The following is a 13,624-nucleotide window of genomic DNA, read 5'->3' on the forward strand; positions in this document are numbered from 1 at the left end:
GTCGGTCAGTCGAGCTTGACTTTCTTGAACTGCTCGGACCAGTGCACGACTTCGGCCTGCAGCTGCGACTTGAACTCGGCGGGCGAATTGCCGATCAGCACCGCGCCCTGGGGAATCAGCGTGTCCTTGAACTCCTTGGACTGCACGGCCTTGGCGATGGCCCGGGCCAGCTGGTCGATCACCGGCTGGGGCGTGCCGGCCGGCGCGAGCAGGCCGTTCCAGGAGTCGGACACCATGCCGGGCAGACCGAGTTCGGCAAACGTCGGCACATTGGGCAGGCCGGGCAGGCGCACCGGGCCGGCAATCGCCAGCGGAATCACCTTGCCGGCCTGCAGATTAGGCATGGCGCCGGTCGACGTCATGAAGGCCGAGTCGACCACACCGGCAATCAGGTCGTTGAGCACGCCCGAGCCGCCCGAATAGGGCACATGCAGCATGTCTATGCCCGTGAGCTGCTCCAGCCGCATGGTCGCCATGTGCTGGGTGCCGCCGGCGCCGGTCGTGCCGTAGCTCAGCGCATTGGGCTTCTTCTTCGCCAGTTCCTCGAACTCCTTGTAGGTCTTCACAGGCATCTTGGGGCTCACGGCCAGCACGCCGGGCGCCGAGGAAATCTTGGAGACCGGCTCGAAGCTCTTGAGCGGGTCGAACTTCTGCTTGGGAAAGACAAACTTGTTCATTGTCAGCGGCGCGGCGGCGAGCAGCAGGGTGTAGCCGTCGGGCTGGGCCGCGGCAACGGTCTCTGAGGCGATGTTGCTGGTCGCGCCGGGCTTGTTCTCGACGACAAACGCACCCTTGAGCTCATCCTGCAAGGCCTTGGCTACCAAACGTGCGACCACGTCGGTCGGCCCGCCGGCCTGGAAGCCCACGACGATCTTGACGGGTTTCGATGGATACTTGTCGGCCGCGGCGGCCCCGTTGCCAATGGCCAGGCCCGCGAGGGCCAGCAGGGCGGTGATTGCGGTGAGGCGTTGCATTGTCTTGTCTCCTGGATGAAGCGATTCTTGTGGTGAACGGCTGCATCTTCGGCCCTGCAAGCAGCGGCCAGTTGTTCCAATTTCGCGGGCTGGCATGAGCAAAGGATATGTCTGGACAGGTACGGCAGACATATCCTTTGTTCATCTGCAATTCCCTGGTGCTTGCCGCCAGCCATCACCCATGTACGTCAGCGAAACCCTGGGCCATTTCGGCGCCCGCTTCCATTGCGCACCCGTGACGTCCGACGTCATGCACCATGCCAAGCGTGCGGTCGTCGACTGGTATGCGGCGCTGATCGCCGGCTACGGCATGAACCCCACGCCGCTGCTGGAAAAGGCCATGGCCGAAGACCTGGACCGCGGCGCGGCGCGCCTGGCGCTGGGCCGCCAGGCAAGCGTCAAGGCCGCGGCGCTGATCCACGGCACGGCCTCGCACGCGGCCGAAGTCGACGACATCTTCAAGCACGCCATCTACCACCCGGGCGCGCCGACGATTTCCGCGGCGCTGGCCGTGGCCCAGCAGCAGCAGGCCAGCGGCGAGGAATTCCTGCGCGCGGTGATTGTCGGCTACGAGGTGTCGACGCGCATAGGCCAGATCCTCGGGCGCGCGCATTACCAGCACTGGCACAACACCGGCACCGTAGGCACGTTTGGCGCGGCCGCGGCCGCGGCCTATCTGCTGCGCCTGGATGCGGCGCAGTTCACGCATGCGCTGTGCACTGCGGCGACCTTTGCCGCCGGGCTGCAGCAGGCCTTCCAGATGGACTCGATGTCCAAGCCGCTGCATTCGGGCCGCGCCGCCGAGGCCGGCGTCGCCGCGGCCGCGATGGCACAGCAGGGCGTGACCGGCTCGCTCGATGTGTTTGAAGGCAAGATGGGCATGGGCGTGGCAATGAGCAACGCGCCCGACTGGGCGCCCGTGCTGGCCGACCTGGGCGAGGTCTTCAACATCTGTTCGATGACGTTCAAGAACCATACCTGCTGCGGCCACACGTTTGCGCCCATAGACGGCGCGCTGGCCCTGCAGCAGGCGCATGGCATCCATGCCGCGGACATCGCCGAGATCCGCGTCAGCACCTACGCGCCCGCGCTGGCGGTTGCCGGCAACCCCACGCCGACCACGGCTGCCGAGGCGCGCTTCAGCATTCCCTACGTGGTGGCAACGGCCTTGCTGTTCGGCAGCGTGCGCCTGGCGGCATTTGACGCCGCGCGCCTGGCCGACCCCACGCTGCGCGCGCTGATGGCGCGCGTGGTGCTGGAAGTCGAGCCCGTGCTCGACCAGCAGTTCCCCGGCCAGCGCGCGGCTGCCGTGGCGATCACGCTGCACGACGGCACGCAGCACCGCTTCCTGCAGCCCACGCGCAAGGGCGACCCCGACCTGCCGCTGACCGACGACGACCTGCAGTCCAAGCTCGAGGAGTTTGCCGGGCCGGTGCTGGGGGCCGACGCATTGGAACGCGTTGCGCGGCAGTTGTGGGACCTGGAGCGTGCGGAGAATGTGGGATTCTTTTGAGTCACGCAACTCTCTTTCCTTGAGCGCAGGCCATTCATCCTGTGCCTCGAGCATCCACCGTTCGTGGTGAGCCTGTCGAACCATGAACGGCCCGTTCTCATGCCTGGAGCGCAGACCGTCCATCCTTTGACGCCCCCGGCAAAGCAAGCGCACGACGCAGAGTTTTGACCCGTTTGCCGCCCACCGACGCGCCTTCCCCTACGCCCTGACCAACAAGCCGCGCAGCAGCAGATCGAGCGCCTGGCTGGCGCGCGCCAGGCGCGCATCGCCGTCTTCGCCGTCGGCAATCCAGAACGCGGCTTCGCTCAGGCTGCCGTAGATCAGCGCGGCCAGCGCGCGCGCATCGGCGTCGGCCACCACGCCCCGGGCCATCAGGTTTTCAATCAATCGCTGCATGGAATCCAGGCAGTGGCGCTGGGAATCGGGCGAGGCGCCGCCCAGCACCGCGCGTGCGTCGCGCAGCACGATGCGCTGGATTTCGGGCTCCAGCGCCATTTCCAGATAGGCGCGGCAGCGCTGGCAAAAACCTTGCCAGGCGTCCTGGGCGCCGTCGGAGATGGCCTGCAGGCGCGCATCCATCTCGGCGTCGATCTGCGCCGTCACCGCCGCCAGCAGGCCCTTCTTGTCGCCAAAGTGGTGATACAGCGCGCCGCGCGTGAGGCCGGCCTGCGCGGTCATTTCATCCATCGACGTGTCGGCATATCCCTGTTCGCAGAACACCTGACGCGCGGTGGCCAGCAGGGTTGCACGGGTTTCTTCCATCTCGGCGCGGGTGCGACGAACCATTCCTTCTCCTTACATACGGTGTGCATGATTGTTTACATACGTTGCGTATGAATGTACGATTCTATTCATACGCTGTGTATGTATTGTCGCTGCCTCGCCCCTTGCCGGCAAGCGCGCGTTCCGCGGAGAAAGAGATGAGCAACCCCTATCGAGAACTTTTTGCCGCACCCGGCGCCAAGGCCTTTGCGCTGGCCGGCCTGCTGGCGCGGCTGGCGCTGCCCATGACGGGCATAGGCATCATCACCATGCTGGCGCTGCTGCGCGGCAGCTATGCGCTGGCCGGCGCGGTGTCCGCGACGTTTGTGCTGGCCTACGCCTTGCTGTCGCCGCAGATCTCGCGCCGGGTCGACCGCCGGGGCCAGGGCCGGGTGCTGCCAGCCGCTGCCGCCATCAGCGCGCTCGGCCTGCTGCTGCTGTGCGCCAGCGCCTGGTGGCAGGCGCCCGACTGGACGCTGTTTGCAGCTGCGCTGCTGGCCGGCGCCATGCCCAGCATGTCGGCCATGGTGCGTGCGCGCTGGACCGCGATCTATCGCGGCCAGCCGCGCCTGCAGACCGCCTATGCGCTGGAAACGGTGCTCGATGAAGTCACGTTCATTGCGGGGCCGCCGCTGTCGGTGGGCCTGTGCGTGGCGCTGGCGCCCGCAGCCGGTCCGCTGGCCGCGGCCCTGCTCCTGCTGCTGGGCGTTGCGGCCCTGGTGCTGCAGCGCGCCACCGAGCCGCCGCTCGAAACGCCTGCCGCAGGCAGGGCGGGCGCTTCGGTGCTGCGCCTGGCCGATGTGCGGCTGCTGGCGCTGCTGATGGTGGCCATGGGCGTGATTGTCGGCACGGTCGATATCGTCAGCGTCGCCTTTGCCGCGCAGGCCGGCCAGCCGGCGGCGGCCAGCTGGGTGCTGTCGGCCTATGCCGCGGGTTCGGCGCTCGCCGGGCTGCTGTTTGGCGCCGCTTCGCTGACAACGCCTTTGCACCGCCTGCTGTTGCTCGGCAGCCTGGCGACGGCCGCCACCACGCTGCCGCTGCTGTGGGTGTCCAGCATTCCCGCGCTGGCCGGCGCCGTGCTGCTGGCCGGGTTGTTCTTTGCGCCGACCATGATTGTCGCGATGTCGCTGGTCGAGCGCCTGCTGCCCGCGCAGCAGCTGACCGAAGGCATCACCTGGCTGCTGGCCGGGCTCAATGTGGGCATCGCGCTGGGCGCCGCGACCTCCGGCCGGCTGGTGGACGGCGCCGGTGCGGCGGCGGGCTTTCGCGTGGCGCTGTGCGCCGGGGCCGGCGTGCTGCTGCTGGCGCTGTGGGCCCACGGCCGGCTGCGCCGGCAGGGCCTGGCCCTGGCCACGGCGTGATGCCCGCTCTCCCATTGTTTGTTTCAAGGATTCGCGCCATGCCATTGTCTTCCTGCGCCGCCGCACCCGCGGCCCGCCATCCCTGGGCGGCCGTGGCCGCCGCCGGCCTGTCTACCTTCTGCGTGGTGACGACGGAAATGCTGCCCGTGGGCCTGCTGACGCCGATTGCCGACAGCCTGCAGACCTCGACCGGCACGGCCGGCCTGCTGATCTCGCTGCCCGCCCTGCTGGCCGCGCTGTTCGCGCCGCTGGTGGTGATTGCCGCGCGCGCCATGGACCGGCGCCGGATTCTCGGCGGCCTGTTGGGCCTGCTGGTGATTGCCAACCTGGCTTCGGCGCTTGCGCCGGGGCTGGGCTGGATGCTGGCGGCGCGCGTGCTGGTGGGCTTTTGCATGGGCGGAATCTGGGCCATTGCCGGCGGCCTCGCGGCGCGGCTGGTGCCCGGCCCTGCGGTCGGCCTGGCCACCTCCATCATCTTTGGCGGCGTCGCGGCGGCGTCGGTGCTGGGCGTGCCGCTGGGCGCGCTGGTCGGCGATCTTGCGGGCTGGCGCTGGGCCTTTGCCGGCATGGCCTTGCTCAGCGCCCTGGTGCTGGCGCTGCACCTGGCCGTGGTGCCGCCGCTGCCGGCCACCGGCTCGGCGCGTCTGCGCCACTTCGGCGAACAGCTGGCCAACCGCCGGCTGCAGGCCGGGCTGGCGCTGACGCTGCTGCTGGTGGCCGGGCATTTCATGGCCTTCACCTTTGTGCGCCCGCTGCTGCTGTCGGTGGCGCGGTTCGACGCGCAATGGCTGGGCGGCCTGTTGCTGGCTTATGGCGTTGCGGGCCTGGCCGGCAATTTCCTGGCGGGCATCAGCGCCGCGCGGCGCAGCGCGGCCACCGTGGCGGTCATTGCGCTGGGCCTGCTGCTCGCACCTTGGCTGTTCCTGGCCGTGGCCGACTCGCATGCGGGCGCGGGCGCGGCACTGCTGCTCTGGGGCCTGGCCTATGGCGGGGTCTCGGTGGGTCTGATGACCTGGATGATGCAGGCCGCGCCGCGCGCCGTGGAGATCGCCGGCGCCCTGTACGTGGCGGTGTTCAATGTCGGCATTGCGCTGGGCGCCTGGGCGGGCGGCCGCGTGGTCGATGCGGCTGGCCTGCCGGCCACGCTGTGGCTTGCGGGCGGCCTGGCCGGACTGGCCCTGCTGCTGAGCCTGGCCCTGGCGCGCACCCGGCCTCAGGCAATGCGGTAGATATGCGCGCCCGGCGCGGGCACGCGCTCGAAGCGTTCGCAGACCAGCGGGTCATGGCCGGGAACGATCAGGTCGGCGCTGCCGGCCAGCGCCTCGATGCGGTCATAGCCAGCCATCATGTCCGCGCGGCTGTGGATGGCGGGAAACGGGTTGCGCTGCTGCAGGTTCTCGTAATAGTGCGCGGCGTCGGACGCCAGCACCACCCAGCCTTTGGCCGTCGTCACCGACACCACCTGCAGGCCGTCGGTATGTCCGCCTATGCGGTGCAGGTCGATGCCGGGCGCAAACGCATGCTCGCCGTCGATCAGGCGCACATCGCCTGCATACAGGCGCTTGAGCACCACGGCTATGTCGTCCAGCGCGAAGAAGTGGTTTTGCCTGGCATCGCACATGCATTGGCCGGTCGCATACGCCATCTCGCGCTGCTGCAGCCAGATGCGCGCGTTCGGGAACAGGTGCACATTGCCCGCATGGTCGTAATGCAGATGGGTGATGGCGATGTCCCGGATATCGCCGGCTTGCACGCCCAGCCGCTGCAGCGATTCGACCGGCGACAGCAGGAAGCTGCGCTGGCGCGCCAGCGCCGAGACCTGGCTGAAGCCGGTGTCCACCAGCAGCAGCTGGCCATGGCCCCGGACGAGCCAGACAAAGAAGTCCAGCGCCATGGGCGCCGCGGGATCGCCGCCGGCCGGCGCCAGAAAGTTGCTCTGGCGCGGCCGGTCCACCGACGCGTACTTGATCGCAAACACCTCGTAGGCCGGCATGGCGCGGCCTACTTCCTGACCAGCGAACACTTGCTGTCGTTCAGGCCGGCAAAGGCGTCCTTGCCGGCCACGGTCTCGACGATCTTGTAGTAATCCCAGGGCTTCTTGGATTCGGCCGGCGTCTTGACCTGGACCAGGTACATGTCGTGCACCATCTTGCCGTCGGCGCGCAGCACGCCGTTCCTGGCAAAGGCATCGTTGATCTGCATGCCCTTCATGGCCTGGATCACCGCGCCCACTTCGTCGCTGCGCGCCTGCTCGACGGCCTTGAGATAGGTGCGCACCGCCGAATACTGGCCGGCCTGCAGCGCCGTGGGCATCTTCTTCATCTTCTTGAAGAAGCGCTCGGCAAACTGGCGCGAGGCGTCGTCCAGATCCCAGTAGAAGGTCTCGGCAAACATCATGCCGCCGGCGTTCCTCAGGCCCAGGCCGTGCACGTCCATGATGCTCATCAGCAGCGCGACGCTGGCCTGCCCGCCCGCGCCCAGGCCGAATTCCCGGCCCTGCTTGATCGCGTTCTGCAGATCCAGCCCGGCGGTGGCAATCGCCACCGCATTGGCCTTGCTTTCCTTGGCCTTGAGGATGTAGGAGGCGAAGTCGTTGCCCGGGAAGGGATAGCGCGAGGCGCCCAGCACCTGGCCGCCGGCCTCCTCGATGAACTTCCTGCCGTCGGCTTCGAGCGAATGGCCGAAAGCGTAGTCAGCGGTCAGGTAGTACCAGGTCTTGACGCCGCGCTTAACCAGCGACCTGGTGCCGACGTTGGCCAGCGCATAGGTGTCGTAGACCCAGTGCACATTGTTGGCCGTGCAGTCCTCGTCGCTGATGCGCACCGCGCCTGCGCCAGTGACCATGGACATGCGGCTCTTTTCCTGGGCAATGCGCATCGCGGCCAGCGCCACCGCGCTGTTGCCCAATTCGGTCACGGTATCGACCTTGTCGCGGTCAAACCATTCGCGCGTCTTGGTCGAGGCAATATCGGCCTTGTTCTGGTGGTCGGCCGACACCATTTCAATGGGATATCCCAGCACCTTGCCGCCAAACTCCTCGATGGCGATTTCGGTCGCGGCAATCGAGCCGCGGCCGACGTTGTCCATGAACGGCCCGCTGATATCGGTGAGCACGCCTATGCGCACCACGCCGTCGGAGATCTTCGCGCCGCTGCCTTGGGCCTGGGCGCCGCAGGCCAGCGCGAGGACGCCGAGAAATACCGCGGTATGACGTTTGAATTTCATTCTTGTCTCCATTGTGGTTTCAGGCTTGTCAATGAAATTTCTGCAGCACGGGCAGCAGGTGGGCGATGAATTCCTCGGGCGCCTCGCTCATGGGGAAATGGCCCAGGCCGGGCATGATCTTCAAATGCGCGCCGGCAATCATCTGCGCCAGATCGCGCGAGTCGTCGGGGGTGCACGAATAATCGAATTCGCCGGTGAGCAGATGCAGCGGGCATTTGCGCGTGTCGATCTGGTGGGCCAGGGCGCGCAGATCGCCTTGCGCTTTGTAGAAATGCAGATCGCCTTTGAATACCCCGGGCCCGCCCTGCATGTAATGCCACAGCGTTTCCCAGCGCTCGGCGTCGGCCGCGTGCGGGCCTATCAGCCCGGAGACGATGCCGGCGCAGACTTCGCCGCCATGCACGTCGGGCCGGTGCAGCCATTCGAGGTTGTAGTAAGGGTTCACATGCGCGCCCGACTGCAGTCCTATGAGGCCGCGGAACTTCTCGGGATGCTGCAGCGCCAGGTGCAGCACCACGCGCCCGCCTATCGAGCAGCCCATGGCCAGCGGGCGTTCGATGTCCATGGCCTGCATGAAGCCGATGATGGTGTCCACATAGAGCTGCGATGTCAGCTGGTACTCACGCTGCTGCCAGCCTGCGGGCGGCGACGATTTGCCGTGGTAGGGCAGGTCGAAGCAGACCACCTGGAAGCGCTCGGTGATGGCGGTGCAATTGAGAATGCCGCGGTACTGGCGGCTATCGCTGCCCGCGGTGTGCAGGCACAGCAGCACCGGCCCCGTGCCCGCGCTTTCAAAATAGACGCGGTGGCTTTGGCCCTGTATGTCGAAATGCACATAGCCGCCGGAGATTTTCTCGATATGGCTCATTGCACGACTCCCGAAAGCGCCTTGATCAAATCCTTGAAATACAGCAGGTTGCACATGAAGCCGTGCTGGTCGCCTTCGATGCGCAAATGCTGGAATTTGCACATCGCCATCAGGTCGTGATAACCGGGCGTGGGCGTGGCGGCGTAATGTTTTTGCCAGGCGTCGCTGCCGGCGGCCAGGCGAAACGTCCAGCGCGGCATGACAAACGGGCCGGCCTGAAGGCTGTCAATCGCGCCATCGCGAATCCTGATCAGCCATTCCTTTTCACCGCTTTGCAGCATGAATACGAGATTCACAAAGCGCCCGCGGTGCACCAGCCATTCATCAAGCACAGGTAGTGGGTTCATGGTTTTTTCCCCTGGTCTGAAATCACGCGGTACATCACCGGGTAATAGTTCTGCGCATAACCGCGGTCCATGGATTGCTGCAGCTGGCGCGCCGTGCATTCGGTCAGGCCGTCGTCCAGTCCCACGTTGCGCGACAGCGCCAGCGCGAGCTGCAAATCCTTGTGCGCATAGGCCGCGGAAAACATCTTTTCCGGAAAGACGTCCTTGGCCAGATATTGGCTGCCGGTGAGCTGCAGCGCAAACGAAGCCGCCGAGCCCAGGCCCAGCGCCTGGCTCAGCAAGTCCTTGGCGACTCCGGCGCGCTCGGCAATCGCGCAGGCCTGGGCCAGCGCATGCACGGTGTTGATCAGCACCATGTTGTTCATGATCTTGACCACCTGGCCCGCGCCCGTGGGGCCGCAGTGCAGCACGTCGCTGCCCATGCAGGCCAGGTGCGGCTGCAGCGCCGCGAACTGCGCCTCGCTGGCGCCCACGGTGATCAGCAGCGTGCCTTTTTGCGCGGCCTCGCGGCTGCGCGCCACCGGGGCATCGACCAGCGCAATGCGGCGCGCCTGCAGCTTCCCTGCCAGAGCCCGCGTGCGCGCGACATCGCTGGTGCTCATGTCGACAATGGTGTGCAAGGCCTTGGCGTGGGCCAGCAGGCCGCCGGGCCCGGTGCAGACCGCCTCCACCTGGGCAATCGCCGGCAGCGACAGAAACACGATGTCGGCGCTGCGCGCGATCTCCTCGATGCTGCTTGCGACCACGCCGTCGGCGGCCAGCGCCCGCACATTGCCCATGTCCAGATCGGCGGCCAGCACCGTGCAGCCCGATTTTTGCGCCAGGTTGCGGCACATGCCCGCGCCCATCACGCCCACGCCTATGAAGCCCAGGGTCGTGCTCATGCCAGACCTCCCTGGCGCACGCACTTCACTTTGAGGAACTCGCGCAGGCCTTCGATGCCGCCTTCCGAGCCCAGACCGCTGTCCTTGTAGCCGCCAAACGGCGTCTCGGGCAGCGAAGCCTGCAGCTCGTTGATGCAGACCACGCCGCTCTCGATCTCGTTGGCAAAGCGGTGGGCCAGCTGCATGTTCTGCGTGAACGCATAGGCGGCCAGGCCGAACGGCAGGCGGTTGGCTTCGCGCAGCGCCTCGTCGGCGTCCTTCACCGGCATCAGCAGCGCGACCGGCCCGAAAGGCTCTACATGCGCGGCGTCGGCGCGCAGGTCGCGCAGGGCCAGCACCGTGGGTTCATAGAAGAATCCGGGGCCGGCCGGCGCCTTGCCGCCCGTCAGCAGCTGCGCGCCCGATTCCTGCGCATTGGCCACCAGCCGCTCGATGGCGGCGCGCCGGCGCTGGTTCTTGAGCGGTCCCATCTGCGTGCGGCCGTCGAACGGGTCGCCCAGGCGCAGCTTTTGCGCCTGCTCGACAAACCTGGCGCAGAAGTCGGCGTAAATGCTTTCGTGCACCAGGAAACGCGTGGGCGAAGTGCAGATCTGGCCGGCGTTGCGGTACTTGGTTGCAACGCAGCTGGCCGCGACCTGGGCGATGTCCACATCGTTCCAGACAATCACCGGCGCATGGCCGCCGAGCTCCAGCGTCGCGCGCTTCATTGCCTGGGCGGCCTTGGCGCCGAGCTGGCGGCCGACTTCGGTGCCGCCGGTGAAGGTGATCATCGCAATGTCGGGCGAGGCGCACAGCTGGTCGGCAATCTGCGCCGGATCGCCAAACACCATGTTCACGCTGCCCGCCGGCGCGCCCGCGCGCGCCACGGCCCGGGCCAGCAGCAGCGCCACGCCCGCGGTTTCCTCGGAAGGCTTGATGACGATGGTGCAGCCCGCGGCCAGCGCCGCGCTGATCTTGCGCGCGGGCGTGATCGCCGGCGCATTCCAGCCGGAAAAGCCCGCAACCACGCCGCAGGGCTCGAACTGCGCGGTCTGGCGTATGCCGGGCGAGCGCGCGGGAATCACGCGGCCGTAAAGGCGCCGCGCCTCCTCGGCCGACCATTCGAACATCTCGGCCGCGGTATCGACCTCCTTTTGCGCCTCGGCCTGGGGCTTGCCCAGCTCGGCGCTGATCTGGTGCGCGATGGCGTCGCGGTCGGCGCGCATTTCATCGGCAATGCGGCGCAGCAGGTCCGAGCGCTGCATGGCGCCGCTGTTCTTCCAGAGCGCGAAAGCCGTGCTGGCGGCGGCAATCGCGCGCTGCACATCGTCGCCCGACGCCATGGCGTAGTCGCCCAGCGATTGGCCCGTCGAGGGTGACAGCAGCTCGATGCGCTGCGAGGCGCTGCCATCCGTGAATTCGCCGGCAATGAATTGGGAGTATTTCATGGTGTTATTCGAGAACGATGTTGGCGCTCTTGATGATTGCGGCCCAGTTCGCGGACTGCTGCTGGATATGCGCCTTGAACTGCTCTGGCGTGCGCGTGAACGGGTACTGGTCCAGCGTCAGCAGCCTGGCCTTGACGTCGGGCGCGTTCATGATTTCATTGAGCGCGGTGTTGAGCCTGGCCACGATGTCGGGCGCGATGCCGGCCGGGCCCATGAGCCCGTTCCAGGGCTCGGCCGAGAAGCCGGGCAGCTTGTCCTGGCCAATGACCAGCGTTCCCTTGAGGCTCTTGTCGGGCGAGGAGCCGGCCGAGGCGAGAATGCGCATCTTGCCGGCCGCGTCCTGGGGAATCGCCACCACGCCGGCGAGAAACGCGAAGTCGACGCGGCCCGCAATCAGATCGCTGACCGCTGCAGAGTCGCCCTTGTAGGGCACATGCAGCGCGTTGATGCGCGTCTCGCTCTTGAACCATTCGCCCGCGAGGTGGTTGACGGCGCCATTGCCCGCCGAGGCATAGCTCAGACGCTTGTCCTTTTCCCGGCCGTAGGCAATCAGGTCATCGTATTTCCTGAAGGTCGAGCTCGCGGGAACGACGAGATAGTAGGGGTAGCTTGCGACCAGACCAATGGGCGTGAAGTCCTTGATCGCGTCGTACTGCAAGCCCTTTTGCACATGGGGCAGGATGGACAGCGTGCTGCTGCTGCCTATCATCAAGGTGTAGCCGTCGGCCGGCGCCTTCTTGACCAGCGCCGCGGCCACCGCGCCGCTGGCGCCCGCGCGGTTCTCGATGATGAAGCTCTGGCCGAGTTTCTGGCCCAGCTTGTCGGCCACGATGCGCGCCACCACATCGGTGGGACCGCCCGCGGCAAAGCCCACGTAGATGGTGACGGGCTTGGTCGGGTAGCCCGCGGCCAGTGCCAGCGGCGCGGCCAGCAGACCGGTGCTGCCCAGCAGGGCGGCGGCATATTTCAGGGCGAAGCGGCGTTGGAATGGCATGCTGTCTCCTCAGAGTCGGATTTTTTCAATGGCGTTGGCTTCGGCCCAGAAATCGGTCAGGCACGAGGTGTCCTGGCCCGATTTGCCGGCGGCCAGGGCCATGCGGAAGATGTTTTTCGTGGTGTCGCAGACCGGCAGCGCGATCTGTCTGGCCGCGCCGGCATTGGCGGCCAGTGAAATGTCCTTGTAGCCCAGCGTGATGTCGAAGCCCGGCGTGAGATCGCCGGCCAGCACCTTCTTGGGCCATTTCTCCTTGAGCTGGCCGTTGCTGGCCGTGGTGCTGGTGAGCACATCGAAAGTCTTCTGTATGTCCAGCCCCAGCGACTTGGCCAGCACCAGCGCCTCGGAATTGATCTGGCAGTAGCACAGCACCATCATGTTGTTGATGATCTTGGTGCGCGTGCCGCTGCCGGCCGGCCCGCAGTGGTGGATGGTGGTTCCCATGCGGTACAGAACCGGCTCGACCCGGGCGCGCTGCTGCTCGGCAATGCCCAGCATGAACAGCGACTCGCCGATATCGGCATGCATTGCCAGCCGGCCCACGGGCGCGTCGCCAAACACGATGTCGGCGCGGGCAAAGGACTCGGCCAGCAGATCGACGGTGTCCACATCGATGGTGCTCATGTCGATGTAGACCGCGCCGGGCTTGAGGTGGGCGATGATGCCCTGTTCTCCCAGCGCCACGGCCTTGACCTGGAGCGGGCCGGGCAGCATGGTGAACACCAGGTCGACTTGCCGGCACAGGCTGGCGACATCGTACGCCACGACCGCTCCCTGCTTTTCCAGTTGCTGCATCACCTCGGCGTTGGTGTCATACACCACCACCTGGCCTTGGTTCTTCAGCAGAGACCGCGCCAGCGAGAACCCCATACGACCCAGACCAATAAATCCGATTTTCATCATTGCTCCTTGCATCTGGCATTGAATCTATCGGGATGGGGCGCCCGGGGTTTGGATATTTATTCTTTCGGGTATGAGCTTTTGGCATGACTCCTAGGGTTCATGCTATTGACTTGGAATATCTCGATTGATTGATGACAGGTGAGCGTTCCGGCCGATGTGCTGCAGCCGCGCGTCATGAGCAAAGAGACTCTCTGCAGGCGGCCGTGCCGGCGCCCGCGCTGGCTGCGCAAAGATGGCGCTGCGCCTTGCCGGCAGCGCTGCGCACTTCGCGCACAATCGCGGCTGCAAGGACGCACGTTGCGTGCTCCAGACCGACAAGCCGACAGCGCCCACAGCCGCGCCACGACCCCATGCTCAATTGCTTTC

At 66.6% G+C, this 13,624-nt stretch carries 13 protein-coding genes; 3 read left to right on the forward strand and 10 right to left on the reverse strand.

Annotated features, from left to right (window positions below; all coding sequences use genetic code 11):
* Positions 1-5: 5 nt before the first annotated feature.
* Positions 6-974, reverse strand: coding sequence for a Bug family tripartite tricarboxylate transporter substrate binding protein (locus ACSVDO_RS22655; protein ID WP_489597358.1), 969 nt, complete (start codon positions 972-974; stop codon positions 6-8).
* Positions 975-1,155: 181 nt separating this feature from the next.
* Between ACSVDO_RS22655 and ACSVDO_RS22660 the strand changes: the two genes are divergently transcribed.
* The gene (locus tag ACSVDO_RS22660) at positions 1,156-2,487 is read left to right on the forward strand and encodes an MmgE/PrpD family protein (protein ID WP_489597360.1); all 1,332 of its coding nucleotides are present in this window, start codon (positions 1,156-1,158) and stop codon (positions 2,485-2,487) included.
* A gap of 198 nt (positions 2,488-2,685) precedes the next feature.
* Here ACSVDO_RS22660 and ACSVDO_RS22665 read toward each other — a convergent pair whose 3' ends face one another.
* Positions 2,686-3,273: a TetR/AcrR family transcriptional regulator gene (locus ACSVDO_RS22665; protein ID WP_489597362.1), complete on the reverse strand. Its 588-nt coding sequence runs from the start codon at positions 3,271-3,273 to the stop codon at positions 2,686-2,688.
* 134 nt (positions 3,274-3,407) lie between these two features.
* Here ACSVDO_RS22665 and ACSVDO_RS22670 point away from each other — a divergent pair, with 134 nt between their 5' ends.
* Positions 3,408-4,610, forward strand: a complete 1,203-nt coding sequence (locus tag ACSVDO_RS22670) for an MFS transporter (RefSeq protein ID WP_489597363.1) — start codon at positions 3,408-3,410, stop codon at positions 4,608-4,610.
* A gap of 38 nt (positions 4,611-4,648) precedes the next feature.
* Positions 4,649-5,839: an MFS transporter gene (locus ACSVDO_RS22675; protein WP_489597364.1), complete on the forward strand. Its 1,191-nt coding sequence runs from the start codon at positions 4,649-4,651 to the stop codon at positions 5,837-5,839.
* Here ACSVDO_RS22675 and ACSVDO_RS22680 read toward each other — a convergent pair.
* The 8 genes from ACSVDO_RS22680 to ACSVDO_RS22715 are packed head-to-tail and all read right to left on the reverse strand — an operon-like array spanning position 5,824 to position 13,255.
* Complete coding sequence (locus ACSVDO_RS22680) at positions 5,824-6,603, reverse strand: N-acyl homoserine lactonase family protein (protein ID WP_489597365.1); 780 nt, start codon at positions 6,601-6,603, stop codon at positions 5,824-5,826. The genes ACSVDO_RS22675 and ACSVDO_RS22680 overlap by 16 nt on opposite strands.
* A gap of 8 nt (positions 6,604-6,611) precedes the next feature.
* Positions 6,612-7,835, reverse strand: coding sequence for an ABC transporter substrate-binding protein (locus ACSVDO_RS22685; RefSeq protein WP_489597367.1), 1,224 nt, complete (start codon positions 7,833-7,835; stop codon positions 6,612-6,614).
* A 28-nt stretch (positions 7,836-7,863) separates the two neighbouring features.
* Positions 7,864-8,703 carry an alpha/beta fold hydrolase gene (locus tag ACSVDO_RS22690; protein ID WP_489597369.1) on the reverse strand — a complete coding sequence of 280 codons (840 nt, stop codon included), beginning with the start codon at positions 8,701-8,703 and terminating at the stop codon, positions 7,864-7,866.
* Entirely contained in the window at positions 8,700-9,050 is a 351-nt protein-coding gene (locus ACSVDO_RS22695) for a hypothetical protein (RefSeq protein WP_332548934.1), read from the reverse strand. Before ACSVDO_RS22695 ends, ACSVDO_RS22690 begins: the two co-directional genes overlap by 4 nt.
* Positions 9,047-9,934: an NAD(P)-dependent oxidoreductase gene (locus ACSVDO_RS22700; protein ID WP_489597371.1), complete on the reverse strand. Its 888-nt coding sequence runs from the start codon at positions 9,932-9,934 to the stop codon at positions 9,047-9,049. Before ACSVDO_RS22700 ends, ACSVDO_RS22695 begins: the two co-directional genes overlap by 4 nt.
* Positions 9,931-11,361, reverse strand: a complete 1,431-nt coding sequence (locus ACSVDO_RS22705; RefSeq protein ID WP_489597373.1) for an NAD-dependent succinate-semialdehyde dehydrogenase — start codon at positions 11,359-11,361, stop codon at positions 9,931-9,933. The genes ACSVDO_RS22700 and ACSVDO_RS22705 overlap by 4 nt, the downstream gene beginning before the upstream one ends.
* Positions 11,362-11,365: 4 nt before the next feature.
* A complete protein-coding gene (locus tag ACSVDO_RS22710; protein ID WP_332538607.1) occupies positions 11,366-12,355 on the reverse strand; it encodes a Bug family tripartite tricarboxylate transporter substrate binding protein in 990 nt (329 codons plus the stop codon).
* A gap of 9 nt (positions 12,356-12,364) precedes the next feature.
* Positions 12,365-13,255: an NAD(P)-dependent oxidoreductase gene (locus ACSVDO_RS22715; RefSeq protein ID WP_489596479.1), complete on the reverse strand. Its 891-nt coding sequence runs from the start codon at positions 13,253-13,255 to the stop codon at positions 12,365-12,367.
* Positions 13,256-13,624: the final 369 nt, after the last annotated feature.

Source organism: Comamonas sp. DB36, from assembly GCF_057914905.1.

Coding starts and splice junctions, on each gene's coding strand:
- ACSVDO_RS22700 (WP_489597371.1), bottom strand. CDS start 9,934: ATGAGCACGACCCTGGGCTTCATAGGCGTGGGCGTGATGGGCGCGGGC.
- ACSVDO_RS22715 (WP_489596479.1), bottom strand. CDS start 13,255: ATGAAAATCGGATTTATTGGTCTGGGTCGTATGGGGTTCTCGCTGGCG.
- ACSVDO_RS22690 (WP_489597369.1), bottom strand. CDS start 8,703: ATGAGCCATATCGAGAAAATCTCCGGCGGCTATGTGCATTTCGACATA.
- ACSVDO_RS22685 (WP_489597367.1), bottom strand. CDS start 7,835: ATGAAATTCAAACGTCATACCGCGGTATTTCTCGGCGTCCTCGCGCTG.
- ACSVDO_RS22660 (WP_489597360.1), top strand. CDS start 1,156: ATGTACGTCAGCGAAACCCTGGGCCATTTCGGCGCCCGCTTCCATTGC.
- ACSVDO_RS22665 (WP_489597362.1), bottom strand. CDS start 3,273: ATGGTTCGTCGCACCCGCGCCGAGATGGAAGAAACCCGTGCAACCCTG.
- ACSVDO_RS22680 (WP_489597365.1), bottom strand. CDS start 6,603: ATGCCGGCCTACGAGGTGTTTGCGATCAAGTACGCGTCGGTGGACCGG.
- ACSVDO_RS22675 (WP_489597364.1), top strand. CDS start 4,649: ATGCCATTGTCTTCCTGCGCCGCCGCACCCGCGGCCCGCCATCCCTGG.
- ACSVDO_RS22655 (WP_489597358.1), bottom strand. CDS start 974: ATGCAACGCCTCACCGCAATCACCGCCCTGCTGGCCCTCGCGGGCCTG.
- ACSVDO_RS22705 (WP_489597373.1), bottom strand. CDS start 11,361: ATGAAATACTCCCAATTCATTGCCGGCGAATTCACGGATGGCAGCGCC.
- ACSVDO_RS22695 (WP_332548934.1), bottom strand. CDS start 9,050: ATGAACCCACTACCTGTGCTTGATGAATGGCTGGTGCACCGCGGGCGC.
- ACSVDO_RS22710 (WP_332538607.1), bottom strand. CDS start 12,355: ATGCCATTCCAACGCCGCTTCGCCCTGAAATATGCCGCCGCCCTGCTG.
- ACSVDO_RS22670 (WP_489597363.1), top strand. CDS start 3,408: ATGAGCAACCCCTATCGAGAACTTTTTGCCGCACCCGGCGCCAAGGCC.